The organism is Metabacillus bambusae (genome assembly GCF_017497975.1).
Lineage (GTDB): Bacteria > Bacillota > Bacilli > Bacillales > Bacillaceae > Metabacillus > Metabacillus bambusae.
Map to the genome: position 1 here is coordinate 112,362 of NZ_JAGDEL010000016.1, position 22,782 is coordinate 135,143.

Annotated in this window: 24 protein-coding genes, 1 pseudogene and 1 other annotated feature; of the genes and pseudogenes, 11 read left to right on the plus strand and 14 right to left on the minus strand. The window is 35.3% G+C overall.

All coding sequences use genetic code 11. From position 1 onward, the window contains the following. Positions 1-157: 157 nt before the first annotated feature. Both I7822_RS19155 and I7822_RS19160 read right to left on the minus strand, forming a co-directional pair. Positions 158-1,627, minus strand: coding sequence for a response regulator transcription factor (locus I7822_RS19155; RefSeq protein WP_207980688.1), 1,470 nt, complete (start codon positions 1,625-1,627; stop codon positions 158-160). A gap of 36 nt (positions 1,628-1,663) precedes the next feature. Then, the gene (locus I7822_RS19160; protein WP_207980689.1) at positions 1,664-2,449 is read right to left on the minus strand and encodes an ABC transporter ATP-binding protein; all 786 of its coding nucleotides are present in this window, start codon (positions 2,447-2,449) and stop codon (positions 1,664-1,666) included. A 185-nt stretch (positions 2,450-2,634) separates the two neighbouring features. Then, positions 2,635-2,848 (plus strand) — a binding site (T-box leader). A 44-nt stretch (positions 2,849-2,892) separates the two neighbouring features. Here I7822_RS19160 and argS point away from each other — a divergent pair. Then, on the plus strand, positions 2,893-4,581 hold the full coding sequence (argS, locus tag I7822_RS19165; protein WP_207980690.1) for an arginine--tRNA ligase: 1,689 nt from the start codon (positions 2,893-2,895) through the stop codon (positions 4,579-4,581). A gap of 41 nt (positions 4,582-4,622) precedes the next feature. Here the strand turns inward: argS and I7822_RS19170 are convergent, their stop codons facing one another. Continuing rightward, on the minus strand, positions 4,623-5,180 hold the full coding sequence (locus tag I7822_RS19170; RefSeq protein ID WP_207980691.1) for a DUF1697 domain-containing protein: 558 nt from the start codon (positions 5,178-5,180) through the stop codon (positions 4,623-4,625). A gap of 165 nt (positions 5,181-5,345) precedes the next feature. On the opposite strand from I7822_RS19170, the gene I7822_RS19175 reads away from it, so the two are divergent. Then, positions 5,346-5,633 carry a hypothetical protein gene (locus tag I7822_RS19175; protein WP_207980692.1) on the plus strand — a complete coding sequence of 96 codons (288 nt, stop codon included), beginning with the start codon at positions 5,346-5,348 and terminating at the stop codon, positions 5,631-5,633. 47 nt (positions 5,634-5,680) lie between these two features. On the opposite strand, the gene I7822_RS19180 is transcribed toward I7822_RS19175, so the two are convergent. Beyond that, the gene (locus I7822_RS19180) at positions 5,681-6,313 is read right to left on the minus strand and encodes a LysE family transporter (protein WP_207980693.1); all 633 of its coding nucleotides are present in this window, start codon (positions 6,311-6,313) and stop codon (positions 5,681-5,683) included. A gap of 187 nt (positions 6,314-6,500) precedes the next feature. Between I7822_RS19180 and gvpU the strand changes: the two genes are divergently transcribed. From gvpU to I7822_RS19210, 6 genes are all read left to right on the plus strand, one after another. Further along, positions 6,501-6,929 (plus strand): gas vesicle accessory protein GvpU, encoded by a 429-nt coding sequence (gene gvpU, locus I7822_RS19185; protein WP_207980694.1) that lies wholly within the window; start codon positions 6,501-6,503, stop codon positions 6,927-6,929. Positions 6,930-7,149: 220 nt separating this feature from the next. Further along, a complete protein-coding gene (locus I7822_RS19190) occupies positions 7,150-8,535 on the plus strand; it encodes an amino acid permease (RefSeq protein ID WP_207980695.1) in 1,386 nt (461 codons plus the stop codon). Between the two features lie 150 nt (positions 8,536-8,685). Next, the gene (locus I7822_RS19195; RefSeq protein WP_207980696.1) at positions 8,686-9,363 is read left to right on the plus strand and encodes a response regulator transcription factor; all 678 of its coding nucleotides are present in this window, start codon (positions 8,686-8,688) and stop codon (positions 9,361-9,363) included. Next, a complete protein-coding gene (locus tag I7822_RS19200; RefSeq protein ID WP_207980697.1) occupies positions 9,360-10,739 on the plus strand; it encodes a sensor histidine kinase in 1,380 nt (459 codons plus the stop codon). Before I7822_RS19195 ends, I7822_RS19200 begins: the two co-directional genes overlap by 4 nt. An 86-nt stretch (positions 10,740-10,825) precedes the next feature. After that, positions 10,826-11,926: an ABC transporter permease gene (locus tag I7822_RS19205; RefSeq protein WP_207980698.1), complete on the plus strand. Its 1,101-nt coding sequence runs from the start codon at positions 10,826-10,828 to the stop codon at positions 11,924-11,926. Continuing rightward, complete coding sequence (locus I7822_RS19210; RefSeq protein WP_243459556.1) at positions 11,926-12,612, plus strand: ABC transporter ATP-binding protein; 687 nt, start codon at positions 11,926-11,928, stop codon at positions 12,610-12,612. The genes I7822_RS19205 and I7822_RS19210 overlap by 1 nt, the downstream gene beginning before the upstream one ends. A gap of 221 nt (positions 12,613-12,833) precedes the next feature. Here the strand turns inward: I7822_RS19210 and spoIIP are convergent, their stop codons facing one another. Next, the gene (gene spoIIP / locus I7822_RS19215) at positions 12,834-13,994 is read right to left on the minus strand and encodes a stage II sporulation protein P (protein WP_307847811.1); all 1,161 of its coding nucleotides are present in this window, start codon (positions 13,992-13,994) and stop codon (positions 12,834-12,836) included. A gap of 274 nt (positions 13,995-14,268) precedes the next feature. Here spoIIP and I7822_RS30705 point away from each other — a divergent pair, with 274 nt between their 5' ends. Further along, on the plus strand, positions 14,269-14,715 hold the full coding sequence (locus tag I7822_RS30705) for a CBO0543 family protein (RefSeq protein WP_372442175.1): 447 nt from the start codon (positions 14,269-14,271) through the stop codon (positions 14,713-14,715). A 136-nt stretch (positions 14,716-14,851) separates the two neighbouring features. On the opposite strand, the gene I7822_RS19220 is transcribed toward I7822_RS30705, so the two are convergent. From I7822_RS19220 to I7822_RS19240, 5 genes are all read right to left on the minus strand, one after another. Further along, positions 14,852-15,043: a hypothetical protein gene (locus I7822_RS19220; RefSeq protein WP_066325313.1), complete on the minus strand. Its 192-nt coding sequence runs from the start codon at positions 15,041-15,043 to the stop codon at positions 14,852-14,854. Between the two features lie 125 nt (positions 15,044-15,168). After that, entirely contained in the window at positions 15,169-16,614 is a 1,446-nt protein-coding gene (locus I7822_RS19225) for a DEAD/DEAH box helicase (RefSeq protein ID WP_207980700.1), read from the minus strand. Positions 16,615-16,813: 199 nt separating this feature from the next. After that, entirely contained in the window at positions 16,814-17,320 is a 507-nt protein-coding gene (locus I7822_RS19230; protein ID WP_207980701.1) for a DinB family protein, read from the minus strand. A 47-nt stretch (positions 17,321-17,367) separates the two neighbouring features. Then, positions 17,368-17,913 (minus strand): GNAT family N-acetyltransferase, encoded by a 546-nt coding sequence (locus I7822_RS19235; protein WP_207980702.1) that lies wholly within the window; start codon positions 17,911-17,913, stop codon positions 17,368-17,370. 73 nt (positions 17,914-17,986) lie between these two features. Continuing rightward, positions 17,987-18,376: a tautomerase family protein gene (locus I7822_RS19240; protein ID WP_207980703.1), complete on the minus strand. Its 390-nt coding sequence runs from the start codon at positions 18,374-18,376 to the stop codon at positions 17,987-17,989. Between the two features lie 242 nt (positions 18,377-18,618). On the opposite strand from I7822_RS19240, the gene I7822_RS19245 reads away from it, so the two are divergent. Then, a complete protein-coding gene (locus I7822_RS19245) occupies positions 18,619-19,620 on the plus strand; it encodes a DUF3231 family protein (RefSeq protein ID WP_207980704.1) in 1,002 nt (333 codons plus the stop codon). 175 nt (positions 19,621-19,795) lie between these two features. On the opposite strand, the gene map is transcribed toward I7822_RS19245, so the two are convergent. Further along, a complete protein-coding gene (gene map / locus I7822_RS19250; protein WP_207980705.1) occupies positions 19,796-20,536 on the minus strand; it encodes a type I methionyl aminopeptidase in 741 nt (246 codons plus the stop codon). A gap of 178 nt (positions 20,537-20,714) precedes the next feature. Continuing rightward, a complete protein-coding gene (locus tag I7822_RS19255) occupies positions 20,715-20,942 on the minus strand; it encodes a hypothetical protein (RefSeq protein ID WP_207980706.1) in 228 nt (75 codons plus the stop codon). 412 nt (positions 20,943-21,354) lie between these two features. Here I7822_RS19255 and I7822_RS19260 point away from each other — a divergent pair, with 412 nt between their 5' ends. Then, on the plus strand, positions 21,355-21,783 hold the full coding sequence (locus I7822_RS19260) for a VOC family protein (protein ID WP_207980707.1): 429 nt from the start codon (positions 21,355-21,357) through the stop codon (positions 21,781-21,783). Between the two features lie 91 nt (positions 21,784-21,874). Here the strand turns inward: I7822_RS19260 and I7822_RS19265 are convergent. Continuing rightward, positions 21,875-22,654: pseudogene (locus I7822_RS19265) on the minus strand (DEAD/DEAH box helicase); the annotation flags it as partial. 40 nt (positions 22,655-22,694) lie between these two features. Further along, positions 22,695-22,782: IS3 family transposase (locus I7822_RS19270; protein WP_207978019.1), on the minus strand; the 88-nt coding region annotated here is incomplete at its 5' end.

Sequence of the window (22,782 nt, forward strand, 5' to 3'; positions counted from 1 at the left end):
TCAAAAAAGCATAAATCCCAATTGTTAGAGATTTACGTTTTACTACCCTACTTATTAATCTTATCTTGAACCACTTTATTTCAACTAAAAACACAAAGATTTCAATAAATTTCTAGACATCTGCATGTACGTTATCTTGTACTCCTTATCAATCAGTTTATATCCCAGACCGATAGGCTAATGGTGTACAAGCTTCTAGCTGTTTGAATTTCGCATTAAAATAGGTTTGATGAGAATAACCTGTTAAACGTGAAATTTCTTCTAACGGTAAATCTGTTTCCCGCAAAAGACGTTTTGCCTCTCGAATACGTACTTGATGTAGGGTGTCTCGAAAGGACTGTCCTGATTCTGCAGCAAAACGACGACTGAGGGTGCTTTTATTCATACGAAGCACATCAGCACATGTAGCTAAATTCCACTGGGCATCCCAATAGTTCGATTCGATCATTGCTTTTACCTTTTCGACAAGTGTCCCTGCACCCTCCTGTAAACTGTCATGACCTTTTATTAGTAGCTGTGTGATAAATGTAAGCAGCTCTGAAACGATTTGATAGATGACAGGCTTTCGGATGATTTGTTGAAAGACATTATGATATGCTGCTTCCCATTCTACCTCATGTGTTTTGTAAGCCTTCATATAGCGACGGATTTGAGCTAGAACACTAGTAAGTCGGATTCGGACCATGTCGGGACTAGGATATGGCCGTCTATATGTAAAAAATTCATGCTCAACCCATTCACGAATTGCTTTTATGTCCCTCTTCTCCAGCATTTCAATCCATTGTCGTTGCTCAAGTGGTGTAAGGAACGGATCCAATTCTTTCCAGTATGAACGCTCATCTGCGGATAAAATTATGTCATAGCCCTCGAAGAAAACTTGTTCCGTTAATTGCTTTGTTTGTTGGTAAATCTCTTTTATTGTGGTCTTTTTTGTGGATGCATTTATAATAAGTGCAAGTGGCTCCTCCATTTTCTCTTTCCAGTGTGCAAGAAACCTGCGATATTCCTCCTTAAGAAGCACTGATTCTTCCGTTTCATGTACCCCTAATATAAAGTGAGATAATGCAAAAAACTGATGCTTTCCAGTAAAGTGATAACCTTGTATGGTGTCATAAATAAATGGTAATGTATTTACATGTGGAGTTAAAAAAGCCGACATGATAACTGGTTGGTTATACATTCTTTCAGTCAAGAAAAAATCAGCGTAGTCAACGTCAACACCTTCTATCTTTTCATTCCTTCTATTTTGGACTTGGTGCTGTTCGTTCCTTATTTGAAAGCGTATTTGCTGAATTTGTTTAATTAAATCTGAAGGAGCAAACGGCCGAAACAAAATGTCTTCTGCATGTAAGCAAAGTCCAAGATAGGCAACCTGAAAAACCCTTTCAGATGAAATTCCGAGCCAACGGATCTTATTATTTTGTAAAGCATCTTTAAGTGTGTCATCATCCCATGTCCATTTATCCATATCTACAATGATAAAATCTGGCTTTTCATGCTGTATCGCATTTAAAAGCCCTTTCATATTATCCAAAACAGTTAATTGAATTCCTGTGAAATGCGATTGTAAAACCCAGTGAATCCCCTGTGCTTCCAGTGCATCTTTTGCTACCATGAGAATCTTCATTGCTGCAACTCCAATTAATCAAAATAGTTTCAACTTTTAATACTTTCTCCTTAAGCTTACACGACCCTTTTCCCATGTAACCAAGATATCACAATCAAAAAGCTTTGATAGCTTTTCTTCTGATATCATCTCATTTGTTAGACCAGAATCATATACCTCTCCATTTTTCAGCAGAAGAGTATGTGTAAAGATCGGCAATATTTCCTCAACATGGTGGGTAACATAAAGAAATGTAGGCGCATTTTCCCTCTTATTAATCGACTCGAGTCCTTCCAAAAGCTGTTCGCGAGCAAGAAAATCTAATCCTGTTGTAGGTTCATCTAATATGAGCAACTCAGGATCTGCCATTAACGCACGAGCAATTAACACACGCTGCCTTTCCCCCTGTGAAAGAGTTTCATAGGCTCTATCTGCATAAGATAAACAGTGCAATTCCTCTAATAATCCAATTGCTTTTTCTCTCATTTCATCGGTCGGTTTCTCGTATAAACCTATTGAAGCAAATGCTCCACTTAAAACGATTTGAAACGCTGTATCTGAAGGATACATCTTTTGTTGTAACTTTGATGATACAAGCCCAATTTTTTGACGAAGCTTCTCAGCTAAATAATCTCGTCCAAACACTTTCCCTAATACTGTTGCACGCCCTTCTGTAGGGAAATAATATGCACAGAGCATGTTTAATAATGCAGTCTTTCCTGCCCCATTTAATCCATAAAGTACCCAGTTCTCATCCTTATGTATATTCCAATTTATATCCTTTAAAAGCCAGTGTCCGTTTCTTTTTAAGGATACTTGTTCGAGTTCAACTATTTTTCCCATATATGTCCACCTCAAATTATTATAGAACTTTTAAGCTACTATTTTTATCATCTTACAAAATATTATTAAAATTTACCAGTTACACATTTGATATTACTTATCTAAAACCCAAGTAAACGGATACCTTATTTTGTAAATTCTTATTGCTTTCTCTCCACAATTTCTTTATAATCACTAAAAAGCTATACCGTTCGACGACGAAGAGAGTAATTTTATTTGAGACCTAAAGCGAGTTAGGGATGGTGGGAGCCTAATGGAATCAATAAAATGAAACGCACTTCTGAGAAGCTATTCCGAAAATTCACAGTAGGTCTAGCCGGGGAAAACCTCGTTATCAATGGCAAAGAAGGTTCATGATGAACAATAAGAGTGGTACCGCGGGTTAATCTCGTCTCTAATGTAGAGACGGGATTTTTTTATTTTTCAGAAGAAAGGTGTTGGATATGGACTTAATTAGTATATTTGCAGATGATTTAACCAAATGTTTAAAAGGAATTCTCACTGTTGATGGCGTGAAAAAGTTAATAGAAAAACCAAGACATTCAAACCAAGGTGACATCGCATTTCCTTGTTTTACATTAGCAAAGATCGCAAAGAAATCACCAAACCAAATTGCAAATGAGTTAGCAAATAACATAAAACACCCATTATTTGCTCAGGTAGTAGCTGATGGACCTTATGTGAATGGGTTCTACAATAAGAAGATCGTCAGCAAGGAGGTTATTCATACAATTCTACAGCAGGGTGATAAATACGGCTCGACTCAAATTGGGAATGGTGAAAACATTACAATTGATTTTTCTTCACCTAATATTGCAAAACCATTCTCAATGGGACATCTAAGATCAACAGTAATTGGAAATTCTCTTGCACATATTGTTGAAAAGTGTGGCTATAAGGCAATCCGAATAAACCATTTAGGTGATTGGGGAACACAGTTTGGAAAACTAATCGTCGCTTATAAAAATTGGGGTAACGAACAAAGTGTTAAGCAAAATCCGATAAAAGAACTCCTCGATCTTTATGTGAAGTTTCATACTGAGGCAGAAAGTCATTCACACTTAGAAGTTGAAGCAAGAATGTGGTTTAAAAAACTCGAAGATGGCGATGAGGAAGCTAAGACCCTTTGGAAATGGTTTAGAAATGAATCCCTTCAAGAGTTCTCAAAAATCTATTCCCTTTTAGGTATTGAGTTTGACACTTACCATGGTGAGGCCTTTTATAACGATAAAATGAAAGAAACTATCAATGTATTAAAGAATAAAGAGCTGCTTTCAAGCTCTGATGGTGCAGAAGTAGTCAACTTAGAAGAATTCGCTTTACCGCCTTGTTTAATAAAAAAATCTGATGGTGCAACCCTTTATGCTACTAGAGATTTAACTGCAGCGCTTTATCGACAGGAAACATATCATTTTACAAAAGGATTATATGTCGTTGGTCATGAACAAAGCCTTCATTTTAAACAAGTATTCCTTGTTCTTGAAAAATTAGGGTATAGCTGGGCAAAAGAATTAGTCCATGTTCCCTTTGGGTTTATTTTAAAGGACAGCAAAAAAATGTCGACAAGAAAAGGGAAAGTTGTCCTATTAGAAGAGGTTATTAATGATGCGATTACTCTAGCCAATCAAAATATTGAAACAAAAAATCCAACGTTAGAAAATAAAGAAGAAGTTGCAAGAAATGTCGCGATTGGTTCACTTATCTTCCATGATCTAAAAAATGAGCGATTAAATAATATTGAATTTTCATTAGAAGAGATGTTGAAGTTCGAGGGTGAAACTGGTCCATATGTTCAATATACACATGCTCGTGCATGCTCGATTTTAAGAAAAGTAGATGAAGCAAATGATTTACAAGCTGAAGGTTTAGAAGGAGATGAAAGTTGGGCTTTGGTGAAACACCTTATGGAATTTCCAGCTGTCATTAAAAAGAGTCTTACGTTATACGAACCATCGCAAATCGCAAAATATCTGATTGATTTGTCACAGGAATTCAATAAATACTATGGTCTTGTTAAAATCTTAGCAGAGGATGAACAAAAACAGAATCGGGTAGCTATAGTGAAAACTGTAACGATCGTTTTGAGTGAAGGTCTGAGATTACTTGGGATAAAGGCACCTAAGGAAATGTAATAATTTAAAGCAATAGACTCTGCATAAGTAAGTAGAGTCTATTACATTTTCCCCCCCGTTTCGCTCATTACTTCCGCCATACTTGCAAGTTTGGCTACTGTTTTCCAATTGCGCAATGTTGCAGGAACTCCTATTTTTTGAAGTTGAATAGCCAACTTGGATTTCCTTATGCTTTGGCGGAAAAATAAGTACATTTCTCTTCCCTTGATTTGGTATTCATCTACGCCTCTATTAACATTACATAATTGGTCAATCCGTTCTTGCGATGGAACGTCAGCTAAGAAAGATATATGGATGCTTTCTCCTTCCAATAATGCTTCAGCAAGATAAGGGCAATTCTTGATAATTTGTTGCATTTCTGTAGCAGTCCTTATCATTACTGGAACTGAAAGACCGAAAGTGTTTTTAATCTCCTGCTCAATCTGATGGGATAGCTCCTTAGACTCTGCTTTTGATTCAAATAAAACATTACCGCTTTGAATATATGTTTTCACATTTTGTAAATCCATAGATTCAAATAGTTGCTTTAGTTCAGCCATTTTAATCACGTTGTGTCCACCAACGTTAATACCACGTAGCAAAGCAAGATATATCGTCATCTTTTCACCTCTATTTTAGGATCTTTTTAGATCATACCACTTTTTACGAATCTAACTAAAAAATATCCTCTTTCTTCCAATACAGTAAACTTTTTATATTTCTACTTCATTATATTTTACTTTATTAAGGTCAAACTAACAAAAAAAATTAATGGAGGTGTAAACGTGAGCGATAATGAAGAAGAATATACAGACTTTTCGAATGTAGAAAAACAAAGGAACTTTTTAACACATGAGGATTTCCCTGAAGGTGCATATGGTTCTCCTTACCGTAAAGATGACCCAGTAGAAAATAAAAGTACTCCTTGGAAAGAAGGTCAGCAATACTATAGCAACTTTACTTACGAATATCGTAATATGCATGAAGATGTTCCAAGACAATTCCCAGGGGCCCACCCAACACATGATGAAAAAGATAAGGATACGGAAGCACCTTACAATGATTCCCACTAAAATATGAGGTTGACTCAAAAGGGTAACACCATTTGAGTCAACCTCATTTAGCCAAATAGTGCTTTTAATCCTTGATATCCAAAATACAGACCAAAGCCAAGTAAAGATACCCCAGATATAATTGAAATTGCTTTTATACTTTCATCATTTAAGAACCTCCGGAAGCCTGTTGTTAAACCAGCAACAAAAACATCCCATAATGTTAAACCGACAAAGATCATACAGCTATAAATTAACAACTGGCTTGTACCGTTTATTTGCGCTGTTTTTGCTAAAATTGAACCATATATCCCTAACCAAAATAAAATGGATAATGGACTTGTAACCGACATAATAAATCCTGTTAAAAAGCATTTTGATAAAGAGTCTTTTTTTCTTGTATATGTGAGGTTTACTGAATTCGCACCTAAAATACTTTCAATACCTGAATAGATAAGAATAAAGCCACCAAACAACCAAAGAAAAATCTGAACGATTGGTATTCCTAAGAACTGTACCATACCTAAATATATCAAAAGCATGAACAGGGCATCAGCTACCATCGATCCTGCGCCTACAATCCAGGCATGCCAAAATCCATTTTTCAACCCTTTATCTAAACGCGCAGAATTTACAGGCCCTATAGGAGCTGCTAAAGATAATCCTAAAAATATGTAACTAATTAGTATACCAATACTCAACAAAACCACTCTCTTCCATAGTTAATAACTGGTACATTATATGAACAGAGTGATTTCCTATGACTTTTTATCCCAATAAATTCATTCATATTACTTAGAAAACTAAGTCAAAGACAGCTATTTATTTTGGTTTAACTTAAAAATAAAGGACAAGATAAACATACATAGTAATGAAGGGGTGAGATATATGGCAAATAAAGAGAAAGAGAATGAACAAGCAGGTACAGACGATGCCATTGTTCTTATGTTTTTAAATTTAGTTGAAGAAGACGGAATTGAAGTAGAAGTTACACTAAGCGTTAGAGGTACAATTGTCTCTGGCACTCTAATTGGAGCAAGCGCTTATTATGAAGGAATAACAGAATCATCTAAGAAATTAACTGATACAACGATGTCAAAAATCATCTCAAAAAAATTCGGTGATTTGAAAGAAGCCTATTCAAAACAAAAACAAGATGAAGCAGATAAAGAATCAGATGAAAATACACTAACATTTATTCATTTAAAAGATGCTAAATATCTTAGTACAAGCGGTCAACCACTCCCTTCTAACGGCACTTGGTGGAGAGGAAGAATTTCCTCTATTGATGGTTTTTCCTTTGATTCACTTGTTTAATTTTATATGAAAAATTCCCTTGAATATAATTCGAGGGCTTTTTTTTATAACGTAAACATATTAAGCTGGTACATTTTGATCATGAGTAATTTTTAAGGATAAGCATAGTTCCTACTAGGTAAATTACTACGAAATTCAACTAGCCATCTGGTTGCATTCTATACATAAATAGGCCGCTTCCTTCTAACAATAATACTTAGGGAATACGAGGAGGTATTATATGAGTAACGCAAGTTGTAGTTCAAGTGGCTCTAGTCAAAAATCAAATAAAGGCCAAAATGAGGGGAATTTAAAGTGGTGGCAATTATCATTAGTTGGTATCGGTTGTACCATCGGAACTGGCTATTTTCTAGGCTCTAGTATCGGAGTTGGTATAACAGGCCCTTCTATTGTTTTTTCATTTCTCTTAGCAGCAATCGGTACATATATCGTATTTAATGTTTTGGCAAAAATGACTGCTGAAGACCCTCAAGAAGGTTCCTTTTGTTATTATGCCGGTAAGGCTTATGGAAAATGGGCAGAGTTTAGTTGTGGCTGGAATTATTGGTGTTCGAACATTCTTATAATGGGGAGTCAATTGACAGCCCTTTCTATACTTTCACGATTTTGGTTTCCTAATGTTCCTTTGTGGATTTTTGCAGCGGGTTATGCGATTCTTTCCATTCTTGTCGTATTAACTGGGACCAAGGGGTTTGACAAAATCGAGGATCTCTTAGCAATTGTAAAATTTGCGGCAATCATCATGTTTATTATTCTTGCTCTTGCTGCACTATTCGGATGGATAAATGCAGACAATGCTAAGCCTACTGGACTCCCTAATTCTGCAGGTGAATTATTCGCAGGTGGATTCAAAGGATTTTGGGCTTCTCTCATCTACGCATTTTATGCTTATGGTGGAATAGAGGTTATTGGCATTATGGCAATGCAACTTAAAAAGAAAGAGGATGCACCAAAGGCAGGTACAGTGATGCTAATTTCCTTAACCTTTGTTTATGTTTTATCATTAGCACTTGCTGTAACTCTTGTTTCCCTTGAAGCCTTTCATGAAAAGGAAAGTCCATTTGTGACAGCTATGGCAGATTACAATCTAGCCTTTTTCCCACATGTGTTTAATGGGGCAATCATCATCGCTGGATTTTCCACCATGACAGCTTCCCTGTATGGTGTAACTAATTTGCTTGTCACATTAGCAAATGGCGGTGATGCACCTGCAATATTTGCCAAAAAGCTTGATAAGTTCAAGAGTCTGCCTTTGCCATCGTTAGGATTGGCAACAGTGGGTTTACTTGCATCTATCATTACCGCTTTACTGCTGCCTGGAAAAATATATGAGTATATCACAACTGCAGCTGGGATCTTATTATTATACAACTGGTTTTTTATCATTATTTCTTCATTTCGAATCCTGGAATTTAAAATATGGAATAAAATTTTTGGCTTTTTTGGACTCGCATTAATCCTGGCTGCTATTAGCGGAACTTTGCTTGAAAAAGCAATTCGCCCCGGATTCTTTGTAAGTATACTATTCGTAGCGATTATTGGTTTAGTGTGCTTGAAAATGAAAAAAGGTTGGATAAAAACGAAAAGTAAAATTCGTTATTATTAAGTTTTCTGATTATAAATGGTCAGCCAGATGATGTATCTGGTTGACTTTTTTATTGTCTTAACAGTATTTTTCAACCCTACGATCTAGATGGTATATTTAAACTTATAGTAAACAAGAAGTTACCCATTTACCAAGGAGATGTTATTACCTATGATTCATATTTTAGTTGCCGACGATGATCCCCATCTTCGTGAATTACTTAATCACTACCTTCAAGCAGAGGGTTATGTCGTATATGAGGCTGATGATGGTGTAGAAGCTTCAGCTTTACTAGAAGTAGAACAGATTCACATTGCGATTTTAGATGTGATGATGCCAAATAAGGATGGCTTTCAATTATGTAAAGAAATCAGACAGGATTATGATTTTCCTATTTTATTATTAACAGCAAAAGACCAGCTTGTCGATAAGGAAAAAGGATATTCTGTTGGGACTGATGATTATTTAACAAAACCATTCGAACCGAAGGAGTTATTATTTCGAATCAAAGCATTATTAAGACGCTACCAAATGGTGAACACAGAAAAGATTAAACTTGGTTCAATCGTAATAGATCGAAAAAGTTACGAAGTTCATTGCAATGAACAACTCTTCATTCTTCCCATGAAAGAGTTTGAATTATTATCTCAGCTTGCTAGTTATCCAGATCGGATTTTCAGCCGTGAAGATTTGATCCAGCTTATTTGGGGATCTGATTTCGCTGGAGACGACCGCACTGTTGATGTTCATATTAAACGATTACGAGAGCGTTTTTCTCAACGCACTGATGATTTTGTCATTAAAACAGTTCGGGGTGTTGGTTATAAACTGGAGGTCATACAAAAGTGAAAACTTTATATTTACGTATTGTTGTTACAACCATCATCGTCATGATTTTCAGTAGTATACTGGCCTTCATCCTTTCGAATGTTTACTACCAATACAGTTTAAAACCATACAATGACAAAAAGGTAACCGAAATGGCCCAAGATATTGTGACCTTTTATGAACAAAACCCTACTGTTCATTTGGATGAATATTTAGTCAATATTGGAGAATTAGGTTATCAAATTTATTTAACAGATGAACAAGGTCATGAATTGTTTTATGGTGGAGAATTCAAACAGAAAAATATCGACACAAGCATCGTACAAAATGTGTTAAATGGACAAGTCTATCATGGGATCTCTAAGTTCCCATCAAAAGCATTTATTACTGGTTTTTTTGATAACTCCCTTATTAATTCAATTGGTATACCAATTGAGGTTGATGGAGATCAATATGCTCTTTTTCTTCGTCCCAATATCGAACTTCAATTTGGTGAGATGCGGATCTTCTTTTCTCTTCTTGTTGTTCTGATTATCTTCTTAAGCATTCTTTTCGTTGTCGTGAGTACCCGTTACATTGTTAAACCAATTAGTAAGCTCACTGATGCAACGAAAGAAATTGCTAAGGGAAAATACAATATCCAACTTAATGTAAATCGACAGGATGAAATCGGTAAATTAGCAAGTCATTTTTCACAAATGGCAAGGAATTTGGAGCAACTTGAAGAAATGCGCCAGGAATTTGTTTCGAATGTTTCACACGAAATTCAATCTCCACTTGCCTCCATACAAGGGTTTTCGCAATCTCTACAGAGAGAAAATATAACAGAAAACCAACGCAACCATTATTTATCGATTATCGAGAACGAAAGCAGACGGATGTCATCGTTAAGCAAACAGTTATTAACACTTGCCTCTTTAGATAAAGAGGAGGGCATCCTAGTGAAAAGCACTTTTGACGTTTCAGAGCAAATAAAACAAGTAGTATCCATGACCGAATGGAGTTGGCGGGAAAAAGAGCTAGCGATTGAGATGGATCTCCCTTCAACCTTCATATACGCTGACAAAAACTTTCTCCACCAAGTGTGGACAAATCTTATCACAAATAGTATTAAATTCACTAATGCTGGAGGGACAATTTCACTTTGTCTTAAAACGATGGATGAGCAATGCGTGATCGCAATAAAGGATACAGGTATCGGCATATCAGAAAGTGATCTGCCCCATATCTTTCATCGCTTTTATAAATCAGATAAAGCGAGAAGTCGTAATGGATCTGGCACTGGTTTAGGCTTAGCAATTACAAAAAAAGTGATTGGACTACATGATGGGAACATTCACGTTGAAAGTTCATTAGGTAAAGGCACAACCTTTCACATCCGGCTCCCAAGAATGTAATGTTCTGTTCATACTCCGTTCATATTCAATTCTTATACTTACCTCATGATTTAAATAAACGAATGATGAATGGAGATGAACAAACAATGTTTCTTGCTTTACGTGAAATGAAGCATGCTAAGCTGAGATATTTATTAATTGGTTTCATTATGATTTTGATTGCATGGCTCGTCCTATTTGTATCAGGATTAGCTAAAGGGTTAGCTTCAGACAATGCATCCTCGATTCAAAAAATGAATGCAGATTATTTCGTCCTCCAAGAGGAATCAGATCATCGGTTAACTCGTTCAATTTTACATGAGCAACTTTATCAAGATATTAGTCAATATATTGATAAAAAAGACACAGCACCACTAGGTATAAAGATGGCGACATTAGCTGACGACAATTCACCTAAAAAGGTTGATGCAACGTTTTTTGCTATTGATGTTGATGGTATGCTAGCGCCATCAATTGTTGAAGGGAACATGATTGATAACACTTCAACAAATGAGGTCATAGTAGATCACTCTTTAAGAGATGAAGGTTTTATAATAGGTGATCAATTAAAAGATCAGGCTTCAGGAAAAGATTTCAAGATCGTTGGTTTTTCAGAAGGACAGTCGTTTAGCCATGCACCTGTTATTCATATTAACTTTAAACAGTGGTCACAAATTAATCACTCTACAGCAAACAATGAACCATTTTTCAATGCGGTAGCAATAAAATCAGATCAAAATGTCGCTGATCAAATAAAGAAGGCTGTATCAGGCATAGAAATAATTAATAAAGAACAAGTATTAAAAGGGATTCCAGGCTTCAAAGAAGAACAAGGCTCATTAACAATGATGATCACTTTCCTGTTTGTCATTGCAGCCTTTGTGTTGGCAGTATTCTTCTACGTCATTACAATTCAAAAAATAAATCAATTTGGCCTTTTGAAAGCCATAGGGGCAAAGTCTAATTATTTAGCGCGTAATCTTATTTCTCAAATATTGTTACTTACGATTATGAGTCTACTAATTAGTATTGCACTAACCTATAGTGTAGCAGTTATTTTGCCAAGTAGTATGCCTTTTGAACTGACCCCAAAATTGGTTTTAGGCTGTTCCTTACTATTTATCTTTGTTTCTGTGATAGGATCATTGTTATCACTTTTCAGAGTGGTAAAAATTGATGCTCTTGAAGCGATTGGGAGGGCTGCATAATGTCGACAAAGCTACTACTTGAAAAGGTAAGCAAAGTGTATAGTGATGGAGGGCGCTCAGTAAAGGTGCTAGATGAGGTATCCTTGCAGGTGAATGCAGGCGAGCTTGTCGCTGTTGTCGGACCGTCTGGTTCTGGTAAAAGTACATTTCTATCCATTGCTGGGGCATTATTATCTCCGTCAAGTGGCCGTATCATCATTGATAATAATGAAATTCATAAACTGCCTGAAAAAAAATTAAACGAGATTCGCTTAGAAAAAATCGGGTTTGTGTTCCAGTCATCAAATTTAATTCCTTATTTAACAGTTCGAGATCAATTATTGCTAATTCCAGAATTAGCTGGCCAAAATAACAAAGAAGCAGAAAAAAGAACGGATCATCTCCTTATGCGTCTAGGGTTAACACATCGACAACATAACTATCCAAATCATTTATCTGGTGGTGAACGACAACGTGTTGCTATTGCCCGTGCATGGATGAATGATCCTGAAATCATTCTCGCAGACGAACCAACTGCTAGTCTTGACTCTGAACGTGGTCGTAATGTCATACAAATGTTAGCTGACGAAGTGAAGCTTAGAGATAAAGCCGCAATTATGGTTACCCATGATACGCGGATGTTGGATTTATGTGATCGTGTTGTTTTTATTGAAGATGGCCGGCTTACAGAGCAGGTCAAATCATGATAGATATTTTCATTTTTTTGTTGGAGGGGTTTGACTTTGGTCTTTTAGTCACCCCCTCTTTTAACTACCCTAACAGATTTTCCTTGTACAAATAGGCAATTGAAGAAATAAATCCTGTTAAAAAAACACAAATCATTAAATAAGATAGACCGGTTATGCAATAGGATAACAAACTACTTATGAAGGGGAACGATTAACCATTCAACGATGTTGGCAAATGTTTATCCATTGCCATTCACTTCTTTTGCTTCATTTTCTTCAAAATAGTAATCAGCCAGTACATCTGAAAAGACATCGACTGTTCTTTCAAGCTCATCAAGATTATTATCAACTCCACCTATTTCCAATAACATCGCTTTTGAGGAAACATCCTGGTTATAAACCCCATTGCCTTCACTCTTTGATTTTAGGAAAACTCCTCGACTAATACCAGGGTATTTTTTCTCTAGTTCAGCGTGAAGTTTTTTTGCAAAATCAAGATTTTCCAAATAATTTTCATGTTCTCTACCAACTACAAAATATAGCCTTGCATAGCTCTTGCCATTGATTGTTTTCGTTGTAATATTCTTTCGTGCAGAATCGCGATGGATATCAATAAAATAATCAAGTTCATTATTTTTAGCTACCACCGCTTCATCAACAATCGTACCTGATACCGTGTAAGCCTTCGTCGATTTCCACCCCTTTTTATGTAGTTCTTGCGTCATATTAGTTTTATCATGTTCAACCCCAATTCCTCGTTCCATTAAATTTTCAGCTAAACGATTGCCTAGACCTATAACGTTTACCCTTTCATCAGAGCTGATAGCATCGTTTGGATTTTCTGCACCTTTTAATAATGGAAGAAAGGATTCCCAGCTATGGCTTTGATAAATAAAGACCGTTTTTTTCTCAGGATTTGTTACAGGCTTTTTATCCTCTTCAGACGTTTGTCTCTCCTGCAATTTTTCCTCTGCAACTTTTCTTTCCTTAAGTAAGACCTCAGTAGGTGGTGGTGATTCATAAGGAATGTTGCTCAAGTTCGTGCCTTCACCAGCAACAGCTATTTCTGTATCATATAGCCTTAATCCCGGTAATTCATTGCCAAGAAATGTTCTTGCATCAGTAGGTTTAATACTAGTTGCTAACTGGATCGCTAAAGAAGATAGAGATGATGTCGTAAATAAAGGGTCCTCTGGGTCGGGATAAAAGTAATGATTTTCTGCTTGAAGAAAATGAACAAACAAGTCCTCTGTATTTAATTCACCAATTGTTCTTTGAATATTTTTGGAATCAATCGTTACATTTATCGTAATTATTAGTCCAATCAAACAAAATACAAAAATAATCATTAGAATCGGTACATACGCAGCCTTTATCCAGAAATGCCCTCTTGACTTCACCGAACAACCCCCTTCATTTATATATATGAAAAATAAAGGGTTGTATGGCATTTTTTTAGGATTGTTTACTTAAGTTACGATCATAAGGAAACAGTTTACTCTTTATTATTGATACTAATTATTTGGACAGGTTTAATACATCTTTTCCATGCGTAAATAAGTAGCATACATGTAAAATTCCAATCCCTTTTACCTTTTTACACGTTATCGATTTTCCAGTTACTTTTTGGAAACACTATATCTATCGTCTTATTGGAAAGGGAATTAATTACATATGGTTTTCTTAATTATCTCTGTACTAGTTTTCATATTCGTGGCTATTGTCGTTCCAAAAAGATTAAAAAAATCTGAGTTATATGCGATTGCCTTATTTTCAATCGGTTTGGGTTTTATTACTGATATAACCTTTGATCTTAAATATAATCTCTATGGCTACTTTACTATCGGTGTCCAGTTTGAAGGTTTTTTACCTATTTTATTGCTTTTTCCTTGTTCAGGCGTATTATTCATGAACTTCTATCCATTTAAAAAATCAATACTTTATCAATTTTTCTATGTCTTTTGTTGGACTATTTTTTGTCTTATTTTTGAGTTTCTCTCGATAAAGTCAGGATTTTTTTATCACAACCGTTGGGAATACTGGCATTCTGCTATTACTTATCCAGTTTTATTTTTGCTTCACATCATACACCTTAAAATTTTTAAAAGTTACACCTCTTAAAAAAATGATCTTATTAATTGTAACCAATTCATTTGTTCTTGGCTTACTATATTCTTGTCTTGAATAATTTCTATTTAAGAAATTTTAGTAGGACAATCCTTTATTGTACGGTTTATTTTTGAATTCAAAAAAAGACCTACCCTTTAGGTAAGTCAAGTGCTTGGTATGCTAACTGGTACTTTCCGCCTTCAGCAACTTCTGAATGATACAATGCCTTAAAGGCAAAGTTTTTCTCAAGGTCGTGTTCCTCCATCATCTCTTTTAAACGAATTTGCAATTCTTTATTGTCTTTGACCAACTGTTTCATTTGTGATTTTACATACTTCATCTGGTTGTTCACTCCTTTCATATCTCATGGTCCATCTACATCAATTCTGTTTTTTACGATCGTGATACTATAATAGAATGGGAAAGAACGATTATGGGTTGCATAATCGTCCTTATTGTCAGCTATTACTTAATCGCCGGGCTAACCTTAAGCTTCTTCCCTTTGATTGTTGTTTTTTCCATCGCTTGTAGGACTAGTGAGCCTTTTCCATTAAGAATATCAACATAGGTTAATTGATCCTGTATGGTTATAATGCCAATATCCTCTGAAGTTACTCCAGGGATTTTCGCAATTGTTCCAACAAAATCGACAGCTCGAAGCTTCTTCTTTTTTCCACCATTAAAATGTAGCTTCATAATATCTTTGTTAATTCGTGCTGTCTTATTATTTTTAACGACGCGACGGCCATGGATTTTTTCTTCGAAAGCTTCTTTTCCACTGGCAACTTCCTCGGGACTTGGTGCTTCAATTTTAGGTATCTCAAAGCCAATATACGTTTCAATTGCTTTAATAAATTTTCCTTCATAAGGAGTCGCAAACGTGATGGCTTTTCCTTTATTACCTGCACGCCCTGTTCTTCCTGTTCGGTGAACATAGCTCTCTTTCTCCATTGGAACATCATAGTTAATAACAAGTGTCACATTATCAATATCAATGCCTCTCGCAGCTACATCTGTTGCCACTAGATAACGGAAATTCCCCATTTTAAAACCGTCCATAACAGCAAATCGATCTTCTTGTTCCAATCCTCCATGAAGTCTTTCACAAGAATAATTAGCTTGGTCCAATTCGGTAAACACTTTATCGACGTTTTCTTTCGTTCGACAAAAAATGATACAACTTTCTGAGTTCTCAACGACCGTTACGTCTTTAAGCAGTGACATCTTTTGATCATCTTTTACTTCGATTAAACGATGTTCAATTGTATTTGTTGTTACCCCAGTAGCAGCAAACTCAATATTCAGTGGGTTTTCCATATATTTATGACAGAGACTCTCAACATCCTTGGGCAATGTAGCAGAAAAGACCATCGTTACTCTGCTAGAAGGGACTTCTTTAATAATCGCTTCTACTTCGTCAATAAAACCCATGTTTAGCATTTCATCTGCTTCATCAATAATAAGGTACTTTATTTGATCTAAAACTAAGGTTCCTCTTTCGATATGGTCCATTACACGGCCAGGTGTACCAACAACGACATGAGTTTTTTGTTTCAATTCCTCTTTTTGTTTCGCAAAAGGTTCCTTACCATAAACCGCCATCGCTTTAATTCGTTTAAACCTTCCAATGTTCGTAATATCTTCTCGAACTTGAACAGCAAGCTCTCGAGTTGGTGTAAGAATTAATGCCTGTGGCTTTTTTTCTTCCCATTCTATCATTTCGCAAATCGGTATACCAAATGATGCCGTCTTCCCACTACCTGTTTGAGATTTTACGACAAGGTCTTGATTTTCCATTGCTTTTGGTATGACTTCTCTTTGAACCTCTGTAGGGGTTTCATATTTTAACACAGAAAGAGCTCTTCTTATTTCATCGCTTAAATCGTAATTCTTAAAACTTATTGCATTCATCTAATAACCTCGATTTATTTTATTATCCGACATATATATAGGATTCTCTCAGTAGAAATATCATATGCATAATCTGACTATGTTCATTATACTTGAAATCTGAGTTATATTAACTTTTATTGAAAATTTCTATTTATTGAATATCAAAAAGAAAAAAGGCAGCATACTTTTAAAGTAATACTACCTTTCGATATACAGGTTATCCTTTTATCTCAAACAAATAAGAAACATAATCAGTAGGCTTCCCTTGATGACCTAGTTGTCTCAAAATAGCTGTTACATTGCCACGATGATATGTACCATGGTTAGCAACATGTTGAATTAACTCAACATAACTCGTTGTACAGCCTCCATAACTAGGATGAAAAATCGTAATAGTTGTATGTACGTCTTTTAACTGTTTAATAAATTCCTTGTACATTTCACCTAGTTGAATATAATTCACTTCTAATGCTTCAACCCTTTTTTCTGGATCTTTTTCTTTTAATAGATGAACATCCTTGATTATCTGATCGAAGCTCTCACCTTTTAATGCACGAAGCCATACATAATCGATCTTGTACATATGGAAAAGTGTATCATATAATGTCGGAAACACACTTTGTACTTCTTGGTGATGAATTTCTGAAGGAAGAGCTTTTATATGGTTAAACACAAGAGAATTTGCCCACAAATGATAGTCAAAAAACTGCAGTGAAACATCCACACGATCGCCTCTTTTTTTGTTTATTTAAACGCTTTATTCTATCTGTCCTAAATATCCTGCTCATTTATAATAGCTAATACTTGATGGTCCTCCCATCTCCCGTTTATCTTTACATTTTTCTTCGCAATCCCTTCCTTATGAAAGCCTGACTTTTCTAACACCTTAATTGATCCTATGTTATGAGGTATCACGCCTGCTTCTATTCGATGTAGCTTTAATTCTTTAAATGCAAATGTCACCATTAAATGAACTGCCTCTGTCATATATCCTTTTCCATTTTGATTTTTGTCAAGAAAATAACCAATAAAACAGTGCTGTATTGGTCCCCTCATTATTTCTGACAACATGATATACCCAATTAACTCTTCAATCTCATTTAAAAAAATACCAAACAAATAGTATTGATCTTGTTCTTGCATTTCCTTATTCTTTTTTATTCTAGTCAATTGACCCTCTAACGTGTAAAAGGAAGGATCACGTAACGATGTATAGTTTTGAAAAAATTCTCTATTTCTTAGTTCTAATTTCAAGGAATCCTCTGCATCCGTAATTTCTAATGGTCTAAGAAAAACATGACTACTTTTAAGTTTCATTAATTTCCTCCCACTTAATACAAAAAACCAATTATTCTAATGAAAGTATATGGACCAAGCATTACTCGACAATTTAAACATTGATCTTATAATTTAATGTCAATTCATCTCCTGGTAAACCTCTTATTCCCCAATTATGCTTCGGTGTCTCAAAAATCGTTATTTCAATATCATGTAGGGAAATGTTTAATTCGCTATTAACACGTTCATATAGTAAACGGATCAGCCTCTTTTTCGCTTCAACCGTTCTCCCCTCGAAAATACTAATCTCAATAACCGTGTATGAATCTGTCCGTCCATTTGCGTAGAGAAAATCCTCTTTCTCCATCGGGAAAAACCGATGAAATCTTTTATCCGCAGGGAACTCAAATGCCTCTACTAAACATGAATGAATGACATTCGAAAATGACTCTTTGATTGGATTTAATTTTTCCTTCAATCCATAAATTTTTATCTGTCCCATTTACCCATCTCAACCTCTCTCATTCTAATCATTCTGACTCAAATAACTAACCGTAACTTATATTCTCTACTTAGGGTTAAATCCCTTCCATTAAATGCAAGAAATACTCATACTAAGCTCTACACATTTCTCCCTGCACCTTATAACACTTTCTAAATTTAATGTACGTATAATCTGATAAAATGAATAACTTTTGAAATAAAGTAAAATCTAAATGATAGCCAATTATATAGGAGGTGTCTTTGATTAAACATAATATCAGCTTAACAAGTGCGGAAATTGGTGGCTTGTGGGAAGCCTTTTTTCAAGAAACAATGTCTGTTTGTTTATTAAAATATTTCCTCCACCACATAAAGGATGAAGAAATTAAGGTTGTTCTAACTAAAGCATTAGAATTTTCTCATTTAAACATCAAAAAAATTAAAGAAATATATAGTAAAGAGAATATTCCATTACCTGATGGTTTCTCAGAAAAGGATGTTGATTTATCAGCACCACCACTCTTTAATGAACCTTTTGCTTTAAGTTATGTTTACATCATGAGTCGAATGGGCATGATCAACTACGCGTTCATTACTGCCAATATCGCTCGTTCAGACATCCTTAGCTTTTTTACAAATGCTTTAGCTCAAGTTACAGAGCTTTATACAGATTCTACAACAATGATGTTATCAAAAGGGATTTATGACAGACCGCCAAAGATTAGCTATCCAAAAAAGATAGAATACATACAAAAAAAGACTTATATTTCAGGTTTTATCGGACAAAAGAGAACATTAAACGCTGTTGAGCTTACAGAAATCTTTTTTAACATTGAGCGTAATTACTTTTCGATTTTATTCTGTTTAGGTTTAATTCAAGCGGTTAAAGACAAAGAAATAAAAGACTTTATTAAAGATGGCAAAAAAATTTCTGAAAAACAGATAAACTTTTTTAACGAAATATTGCAAAAAGAAGATTTTCTTGGCATAATTTCCATCAGTATGGAAATAACAGAATCAACGATTTCACCATTTTCAGATAAGCTTGTCATGTCATTATTTCATTTTTTAAACTCGATCGATATTACACTTATTGGCCATGCCCTCTCAATGTCAATGAGAGCTGATTTGTCAACTTTTTATAGTAAAGTCATTGGAGAAATATTACTTTATGCCGAAAAGGGATTTTCGATTATGGTAAATCGAGGTTGGTTGGAACAACCACCACAAGCTACCAATCGAAAAGAGTTGGAGAATAGGTAATATGAATTGAATTATTTAGACTTCTAAATATGAAGTTTCTTTAATGAAATAACAAATTCCTCGTTTCCCTGTTAATCTTTATACGAATGGTTTCTTAAAAGATCTAGGATGTTGACTGATTTTAAACAACAAAAAAAGACTCATATTAACGAGTCTTTTTCTGGTTTTCATTCATTTACTTCGTTATAATAATCGGGCCATTTTTCGTAAGAATAATTGTATGTTCCAATTGAGCAACATAGCTTTTTTCAGTAGCATACGTCCAACCGTCATCTTTTTGAAATACTTCCTCTTCAAGGTTTGAGATAAATGGTTCGAATGCGATAACCATGCCTTCCTTTAATATTTCATCATCCCATGTATCATTATAATTATAAATATGGTCCGGTGCTTCGTGTATCTTTCTCCCAATACCATGTCCTGTAAGGTTTTTAATCACTGTAAATCCATGTTGCTTCGCAGTTTGGAAGACAGCTTTACCAATTCTACTTTTTTTAGATCCTGGTTTTGCTTTCTCAAGGCCTGCTTCAAAGGCCTTTTTCGCAACTTCACATACTTTCGTTAAAACTTCATCACCTTCTCCTACCACAAACGAGATGCCTGTATCTGCAAAATAACCATTTTTCGAGCCAGAAACATCAATATTTACAAGATCTCCTGCTTCAATCACTCTCTTCCCTGGTATTCCATGTGCTACTTCATCATTTACGCTTATGCATGTATAACCTGGGAAATCGTATTCACCCTTTGGAGCCGAAACAGCACCTGCCTTTTCAAAAAGCCCAGCAGCAATATCATCAAGCTCCTGTGTTGTTATACCAGGTATTGTTTTCTGTACCATTTCATCTCTAATCTCGGCTACAATCTTACCAATTTCCTTTAAACCATTAAAATCCTCTTCTGTTTTTGCAATCATTGTTTTTTCCTACCTCATTATCTTTTTGTTATTACTAAAACTAAATAATATTATATCTTACCTTTATTCTCTCGAAAAATCTAAGTAATGTAAATAATTTAAAGTGATACAAATTCGTTACTATTATAGCAACTAGTTTTTTCTATGTTAAAGAAACAAAAAAATCTAGTACAAATGACTAGATTCTCTTTTTGACATCTTCTCTTATTGATTCAATGATGTTATCTGACAAATTTGCAGGAAGAGATGAACCATTCTCAAAAACCCAGGTATTTATGATTTCAAGATCGGCTTTTTTAAATGTAATACTATAATCCTTCTGATTGTGAGTAATATCAGCTGTCACGAATTCTTCACCATCAAACTCGTCATCAATAATCATATTATTTATTTCATATGGATTCACGCTATAATCTCCTTAATATCATTGTTTTTCTATGTATATAGAATTGACTATATATCGTTGTTTATTCACTTTTTCTACCATTCCTTTTGTTTAGAAAGGCTGTTTTCGTAAATTTTGTTGCTATTTACCAAGTATTGAAGTGTGGTTGATTTCCGCTCCAGTTGCTCGCTTTCCGCGGGGCGGGCGGTGAGCCTCCTCGGCGTAAACGCCTGCATGAGTCTCACCTGTCCCGCTGTACCCGCAGGAGTCTCGCACCTCCGCTCCAATCAACCTGAATTAGTTTTTGTTTTATAAGCAACAATCTCTTAGAAAAAAGCCTTTAGAAAATATCTATTATTAATTATCGTTAATAGGCTACAATGAAAGAGTAGCATTTAACAATGATTAACAATTTAATTGAGGAGTGAAGCAAATGGCTGTTGAAGTTTATCTTAGTTTTAATGGTAACTGCCGAGAAGTAGTAGAGTATTATGCAGAGGTTTTTGGAACTGAACAACCACAAATTATGACCTTTGGAGATTCACCACAAAACCCAGATTATCCTCTCCCAGAGGAAGCAAAAAATTTAGTAATGCACACACGACTTACGATTAGTGGAAGTACAATTATGTTTTCTGATTCTTTCCCTGGTATGCCATTCATTGAAGGAAATAACATAAGTCTTGCAATTGTTAGTAAGAACTTGGATGAAATTAAATCTGCATTTAATAAACTAAAAAGTGGCGGTAAAGTAGGCATGGAGCTGCAAGAAACATTCTGGAGCAAATGCTACGGCAATGTAACAGATAAGTTTGGCATTCAATGGCAATTGAACTATGACGATGGAGAAACAGGAAAGTAATTTTCCTGACTTAATGCCTTTTAGAGGTTCTATGTTTTATGTGAATATCTTGATGAAAACCTCCTAAACTTCTAGGAGGTTTTATAACACTCTATATCATTAATATTTCTCGAATATCTTCTTCAGTAAGAGTAGATGAGTCTCTCTCCTTGGAATCGATGATTTCTTCTATTAAATGGCGTTTTTTCTCTTGAAGTTCATTCATTTTTTCTTCGATTGTGCCGCTGGCAACAAGTTTGATGATTTGTACAACATTTTTCTGCCCAAAGCGATGGGCACGATCTGCTGCTTGCTCTTCAACTGCTGGATTCCACCAAAGATCATAGAGGATGACGGTATCTGCACCAGTTAGATTAAGACCAGTACCGCCTGCCTTCAAGGAAATGAGGAATAAATCTCGTTCACCTGCATTAAACCGATGACAGATCTCCACTCTCTCTTCTGAAGGAGTTTGTCCATCAAGGTAGAAAAATGGTTGCCCTTTAGCAGTTAAATCTCTACCAATGAGATTTAGCATTTTCGTAAACTGTGAAAAAATCAATACCCTTCTTCCTGATAGCTTCGATTCCTCTAAGATTTGCATTAGCTGTTCAAATTTTGCTGAGCTTCCTTTATAGCCGTCGACAAACAAGCCTGGGTGACAACAAATCTGCCGTAACCGTGTCAAACCAGCGAGGATTTTGATTTTATTTTTCCGGAGTGTATCCTTGTCAAGGTGCTTCAGAGTGTCGTGTCGTAGCTTTGCCAAGTAGGCAGTGTAAAGCTTCTTCTGATCAGGAAGCAGGTCTACTAATTCGATCGACTCTTTTTTTTCAGGAAGCTCTGAAAGGACATCCTCTTTCAGCCTTCGAAGTAAAAATGGGCGGATCCTCTAAACTGGCACCCGTGTCAAGGACACAAGAAAAAAAGAGTCACGCAACTAGAAGATGATTCCTATATTGGTTAGGGGTCATCTTTTTTAAATTCCATTGATAACGGTAATTGTTATAGTAAACCATA